This window comes from uncultured Chryseobacterium sp. (assembly GCF_913776365.1).
In the GTDB taxonomy this organism is placed as follows: domain Bacteria; phylum Bacteroidota; class Bacteroidia; order Flavobacteriales; family Weeksellaceae; genus Chryseobacterium.
The window spans coordinates 1-6,397 of record NZ_CAJYMO010000267.1 but is presented as its reverse complement, the minus strand read 5'-3'; the positions used below and the strand labels follow the sequence as shown (position 1 = coordinate 6,397).

General features: G+C 44.1%; 5 protein-coding genes. 2 read left to right on the top strand and 3 right to left on the bottom strand.

All coding sequences use genetic code 11. The features are described from left to right. Window positions 1-1,130: 1,130 nt before the first annotated feature. The 3 genes from QZ735_RS13725 to QZ735_RS13715 form a co-directional block, all read right to left on the bottom strand. Window positions 1,131-1,682, bottom strand: coding sequence for a ferritin (locus tag QZ735_RS13725; protein ID WP_294249450.1), 552 nt, complete (start codon window positions 1,680-1,682; stop codon window positions 1,131-1,133). Between the two features lie 277 nt (window positions 1,683-1,959). Further along, window positions 1,960-3,540, bottom strand: coding sequence for a family 10 glycosylhydrolase (locus QZ735_RS13720; protein WP_294249448.1), 1,581 nt, complete (start codon window positions 3,538-3,540; stop codon window positions 1,960-1,962). Window positions 3,541-3,832: 292 nt separating this feature from the next. Then, window positions 3,833-4,903 carry a branched-chain amino acid aminotransferase gene (locus tag QZ735_RS13715; protein ID WP_294249446.1) on the bottom strand — a complete coding sequence of 357 codons (1,071 nt, stop codon included), beginning with the start codon at window positions 4,901-4,903 and terminating at the stop codon, window positions 3,833-3,835. Between the two features lie 84 nt (window positions 4,904-4,987). Here QZ735_RS13715 and mnmD point away from each other — a divergent pair, with 84 nt between their 5' ends. Together mnmD and QZ735_RS13705 are read left to right on the top strand one after the other, a co-directional pair. Continuing rightward, the gene (gene mnmD, locus QZ735_RS13710) at window positions 4,988-5,662 is read left to right on the top strand and encodes a tRNA (5-methylaminomethyl-2-thiouridine)(34)-methyltransferase MnmD (protein ID WP_294249444.1); all 675 of its coding nucleotides are present in this window, start codon (window positions 4,988-4,990) and stop codon (window positions 5,660-5,662) included. A gap of 196 nt (window positions 5,663-5,858) precedes the next feature. Further along, window positions 5,859-6,275, top strand: coding sequence for an NUDIX hydrolase (locus QZ735_RS13705; RefSeq protein WP_294249439.1), 417 nt, complete (start codon window positions 5,859-5,861; stop codon window positions 6,273-6,275). The last annotated feature ends 122 nt before the right edge of the window (window positions 6,276-6,397 follow it).

Below are 6,397 nucleotides of genomic sequence, written 5' to 3'. Positions count from 1 at the left end.
CTGGAGTTCAGACGTGTGCTCTTCCGATCTGGTATGGATTACGCCTGCTGCCTGTGGTGCCGTCCATCCCTGTCCGATAGTCCATGCCCTTACTTCTTTTACTCCGGCAGTAAAATAGGTCTGAAGTTTCAGCAGGTCATATGCCTTTCTGATCAGACGGTTTACACCGGGTTCGGTAAGCCCCAGTTCTTCCAGGAATATTTCCCGCTCTTCGAAAGTTTCCAGCTCGTTGATATCCGCTTCGATCTGCGCTGCAAGCACCACTACTTCAGCTCCTTCCTTTTTGGCCATTTCCTCAATCTTTCCGATCCATTCGTTTCCGTTCTTGATGGAATTCTCGTCTACATTACAAACATAGAGCACAGGCTTGTTGGTAAGCAGCTGCACATCACCGATAATGGATTTCATGGCATCATCCGCAACAAACTCCCTTGCGTTCTTACCATCTTCCAGGAATTTCTGCAGGCTTTGCAGGGTCTCATAGGTAAGGATGTCTTCTTTTTTTCCTGATTTGATGAATTTTTTTGCCTTTTCCACCGCTTTTCCTACGGTTTCAAGATCCTTCAGCTGAAGTTCGATATCGATGATTTCTTTATCCCTTATCGGATCCACGGAACCTTCAACGTGGATAATGTTTCCATTGTCAAAACATCTCAGAACATGAATGATCGCTTCACATTCGCGGATGTTGGCCAGGAACTGGTTTCCGAGGCCTTCGCCTTTGCTGGCACCTTTTACAAGTCCGGCAATATCAACAATTTCCACTACCGCCGGCAATACTCTCTCGGGCTTTACGATTTTCTCCAGCTCAAAAAGCCTGTGGTCAGGTACGGATACCGTTCCGAGATTGGGCTCAATGGTACAGAAAGGATAATTGGCCGACTGCGCTTTGGCATTGCTCAGGCAATTAAAAAGAGTTGATTTACCTACATTCGGTAAGCCTACGATTCCACATTTCATAACGTCAGATTCAAAGTTTAATGTTTACTGTTCAATGTTTACGCTCAAGAAAACCCTGAACTTTCAGCGGGCAAAGATAGTGATTTTAAAACGAGTTTCATAATAAAAAAGACCTGCCGGCAAGCCGGCAGATCTGCAATAAATTTTCGTTCAGTGTTGTGTGTTGTTTATTATGGATTCGGTCCTGTGGCATCCTGTGCCTGTTCTGCATCATCCGGCAGGCTTTCAAGGGTTTTATCAAGCGTAAATAATGACTCATCGGAAGCTCTGTCACCGCCCGCAATCTTCAGTTTGTCAATCAGGTTCATGGCAAATGTTTCTTCCTCGATCTGCTCTTTTACGAACCATTGAAGGAAATTCCATGATGCCCAGTCCTTTTCTTCAAAGGCAAGGTCCACAAGTTTGTAGATTGACGTCGTATTATTGACTTCATGCTGGAAAACCAGGTCGAAGCAATGGGTAAGGCTGGTAGGCTCCTCTCCCGGAGCTGGCAGTTCGGTAATTTTCGGCTTTCCGCCTCTGTTTAATACATACTGCATGAATTTTACAGCATGGTCCCTTTCTTCCTGAGCATGGCGGAACAGAAAATTCGATATCCCGGCATATCCTTTGTCAGCTGCCCAGATCCCATATGAAAAGTAAGTTCTCGATTGCAGGTCTTCTGTGTTCATCTGGTCGCTCAATGCCTTTTCCAGCTGAGGTGAAAGTCTATTGGTATTCATATTCTTATTATCTTTTAATGATTTCCATCATCAGTGCAAAAATGATTCCGGCCTACCTCACGTGGTAAATATGTGAATAGGAATAAAATATAAAAAATTGATTTACAATAATATACGTTTTTAATTTATAGTTAGTCTAAAATAAAACAACGACTGTCCGGTTTGTTGCGTCGGTTACAGGTTAAAAATAATCAGAGACGGTTATCATGAATCCGGTTGGGTACAAAAAATCCCGCAGTGCATTCTGCAGGACCATTATTGTATCATATCAGGGTGATCACTGTATCTTTTTTGCCATATATTCGCTTTCGTTACCCAACCGGTCGACCGCTTTTATAGCGACTGCCGTAAGGATTTTTCCGTCTTTCGATTTGGGAATTTCTGCCGATAGCTGGTCCAGTGTCAGGATTTCTGTTTCCCAGCTCCCGTTATATTGCCTGAACAGCACCCATTGGAATACTTCGCCGATATTTTTGGTGCTCCAGCTTGCCTGTACGGCCGCTCCGTTATCATTTATAAATAAGGTAGGCGTCTGTAAAGGGACCGTTTTCAGCCAGGGTGATTTCGGCACCAGTGCCTGTTCCTTGTAAGGACCGTTTTTCAGTCCTGAAAGCATTCCTGCATTTTTTGTCAGCCCTGCAATGCTCCAGTGGATTTCGCCGGCATCATTTCCCAGCACCTGCCGGGAAACCTCGATCTGGTTCCTGATCTCTGCCGGTCGGTCCGCGGCCCTTATTTCAACCGTGTTAAGTCCCGGCCAGAGATGACGGTTCAGGGTATTCTCAGATTTCCACCATTGCAGCAATGCTTCAAAAGGCTGCCCCTTGGATTCAATAGGCCAGTACAGCTGGGGCGAAAAGTAATCTACCCATCCTTTGTTCAGCCATAATTTAGCATCCGCATACAGTTCATCATATTGCGAAGAGCCCACTACGCCCTGCGGATATCCCGGCTTCCAGATCCCGAAAGGACTGATCCCGAACTTTACATAGCTTTTTTCAGCATGGATTTCTTTGTAGATCCTTTCTACGAATTTATTCACATTATCCCTGCGCCAGTCTGCTCTTGTCAGTGTCCCGCCGCTGTTGACATAAGCATTCCAGGTTGTATTGTCCGGAAAGTCCGTGCCCTTGTTATAGGTGGAATACGGATAAAAATAATCATCAAAATGTACGGCGTCCACATCGTATCTTTTGACAATATCCTTTACCACATTGGAAACATGGCCCTGTGTTTTAGGATTGGCCGGATCAAACCAGTACATTCCGTTTTTCAGCCGGATGACGATATCGGAAAGCTTATTTACCATGGATAATCCGTTGGGAGAACCTCCGTTCGAATGATGTGCACGGTACGGGTTCATCCAGACGTGGAGCTCCATCCCTCTTTTGTGGGCTTCCTCGATCCAGAATTTCAGCGGATCATAATTCGGATACGGCGCCCGGCCGGTCTCACCGGTCAGAAAGTAAGACCACGGCTCTATATTGCTGGTGTATAAAGCGTCTGCGGAAGGCCGGGCCTGGAAAATGACCGCATTGAAGTGATGGTCCTTCAGCATATCCAGCATGCTGATGGCTTCCGCTTTCTGCTGATCGACCGTAAGATTATTCCTGGAAGGCCAGTTGATGTTGGCTACACTGGCAATCCATGCACCGCGGAATTCCCTTTTGATTTCGGGAAGCGTTACCCTGAATATTTCATCTGCAGGCGGCGTGCCGGCATCAGGTTTAGGAGGAAGTGAAGGCCTGGTCTGCGCAGCCGGCCGCTTTACCGGGGATGCTGCTTTCTGTGAGGCACAGGAACCCATGGCCACTGCTGAAAAGAAGAAAAAAGTATATTTAATATTTCGGATTTTCATTTCACAAAAATAATGTTATTCTTTTATTTTAAGACGCACTAAACTGCGGAGTTTTGCATATTAAAGCAATGAAAAGTTCCTGCCATTTGATATTTCACCGGCTGGCTAAGGCAAAATGATTACCTGACAGGCCGGAAATCAGCTGGTTAAAAACCGGCAGGCATCCGGCAGGCATCATAACAGCAGAACACGGTTTTCAGCCTGCAGCAGGAAAGACAGCAGCAGCTATCGTACGGAAAAGAAAAAAGCCGGAAAAATTTTCCGGCTTTATATCTGTAGGAAGTAGTGATTCTTATACGCTTTCCATTACATGGTCTACCTGCACCCTCCATCCGAAAGGATCTTCCGCATGATTGGTCTGAAGATCTACCAGGTCATTTTTCAGCAGTTCAGCATAACTTTCTTCGGCAGATAATCTTGGCAGTTCCAGTTTTTCTCCCTGGTATCCAAGCGCCTGGAATACGGTAGTCACCACAGCTGTACCTACCCCCCAAACCTCTTTCAGGGTTCCGTTCTTCTGGGCTTCAATAACGTCTTTTACTTTGATGGGCTCTACTTTTACCTCAATCCCTCTTTTTCCGGCCAGCTGGATAAAACTGTCCCGGGTAACTCCGTCCAGGATTTTTTCTGAAGTCGGTGGTGTAAAGATGGTATCGTTGATCCGGACAAATACGTTCATTGTCCCGCTTTCCTCAAAATATTCGTGCGTGGCATCATCGGTCCAGATGATCTGTTCATATCCTTCTTCTATGGCCAGCTGGGTCGGATAAAAGGAAGCAGCATAGTTTCCGGCAGCTTTTGCAGAACCTACCCCGCCGCTTGCCGCTCTTGAATAATGATCTGAAATCTTCACTGAAACCGGTTCCGTATAGTAACTTTTTGCCGGTGTGGCAACAATGGCAAACATATATTTATTGGAAACCCTTGCTTTAAGGGCTTCTTCCGTAGCGAAGATCAGCGGTCTGATATACAGGGACATTCCTTCTCCCTGCGGAATCCATTCCCTGTCAATATCCACCAGCGCTTTCAGTCCACCCAGGAACATTTCTTCGGTTACTTCCGGCATCGCCAGACGTTTTGCCGATTTATTGATACGTTCAAAATTCTTTTCAGGCCTGAAAAGGAAAACCTGCCCGTCTTTGTCTTTATAGGCTTTCATACCCTCAAAACAAGCCTGTCCGTAGTTTACCCCCATCATAGCAGGCGTAAATAATAAAGGACCATAAGGAACGATCTTCACATCCCCCCACTTTCCGTCTTCATACTCACAGATCACCATGTGATCGATAAAAGTATTTCCGAAAGAAAAATTTTCAGGGTCGAATGCAGAAATTCTGGAGTTTTCAGTTTTTTGAATTATCATTTCTAAAATTTTTTATGATGTTCCACAAATTTAACATAATTTTCTAAATATAAAAATTTTAGAGTAAATTTGTAAAAAAATAGCGTGAAAAGAGAAATCAGGACTACTACAGACGGCAGCAAAACATTATATATCAACGACTTAAATGAAAGTTACCATTCCCATCACGGTGCCCTGCAGGAAGCAGAACATGTGTTTATCAAAAACGGACTTATTCTGGTAAATGATTATGAAATTAATATTTTAGAACTCGGTTTTGGAACAGGTTTGAATGTTTTGGTAACAATTAATGAATATTTAAAAACTGACAAAAATCATGTCATTCACTATTTTTCACTGGAAAAATATCCAGTAACCGAAGCAGAAGCGGCAGATCTTGCTTATCCCGAGCTGTTTGGCAATTCTGAATTCACAAATATTTATCAGAAAATTCACAAAGCGGAATGGGGAAAATCCGTTGAAATCGTTACCGGTTTCCACCTTACCAAAATACAGTGTGACTTTTTTGAGCTGAAAGACATTGACTTACCAGAGATCAACCTTGTTTATTTCGACTGCTTCGGCGCAAGGGTACAGCCTGACCTCTGGGAAAAGCCGCTTTTTGAACTGGTTGCTGATAAGATGGCGGTTAACGGATTATTAACCACCTACTCTTCCAAAGGGAGTGTACGAAGAATTTTACAGGAACTCGGCTTTGCGGTAGAAAAAAAACAGGGGCCACCGGGAAAAAGGGAGATGATTAATGCGGTAAAAGGATAGGCCGGCATGCAGGTAAATCCTATTTCCGGAGACGGAAGATTCGTATTATCTTTTATATGAAGTACAGTATACCTTCCTTCTGATCAGGATTGAATCTGAAAATATCTGCAGCCGTATACCGGATCTGATTGTGGGCATCCCACATGATTCTTATGTATCGTCAAAATTCCTTACCTTGGTCAGACAAATTATTAATATGATAGACAAAATCAACATTCGGGTCTATGCCTGTGCTGTAAAGGATAAGAAGGTCCTCACTTTATTTGAAGAGTATGCCGGTGAACCCCTGATGAAATTTCCGGGCGGAGGGCTTGAATTCGGCGAAGGGGTGATTGATTGCCTGCACCGTGAATTTGATGAAGAACTGAATGTAAAGATCGAAATCGAAGAACATTTTTATACACAGGAAAACTTCCTGGTATCCCGGTTCCGGGAAAATGAACAACTGCTGACCATCTATTATCTGGTACGGATCATCAATGAGGAAGATTTCCTGATCCTTGATCCGTGTATCGAGAGGACGGAATGGGTGGATATCGACCGGACCGACAATCCTTTCCCGCTTCCTGTAGATCAGGTTGTTTTTGAAAAACTAAAAGAAAAATTCCTGTAAATCGGTATTTACAGGAATTGCTTTAAAGCTGTTTATTTTATAGAAATTATTTGTATACTTTAAAATCCGTTGCCCCGGGATATGGCTGGAGGTAGCCCGAGTTCCAGTTGGACTGCAGCAGC

Bases quoted from the DNA above. Each gene is read 5' to 3' on its own strand.
- QZ735_RS13725 (WP_294249450.1), bottom strand. From the start codon at position 1,682: ATGAATACCAATAGACTTTCACCTCAGCTGGAAAAGGCATTGAGCGAC.
- QZ735_RS13720 (WP_294249448.1), bottom strand. From the start codon at position 3,540: ATGAAAATCCGAAATATTAAATATACTTTTTTCTTCTTTTCAGCAGTG.
- QZ735_RS13715 (WP_294249446.1), bottom strand. From the start codon at position 4,903: ATGATAATTCAAAAAACTGAAAACTCCAGAATTTCTGCATTCGACCCT.
- QZ735_RS13705 (WP_294249439.1), top strand. From the start codon at position 5,859: ATGATAGACAAAATCAACATTCGGGTCTATGCCTGTGCTGTAAAGGAT.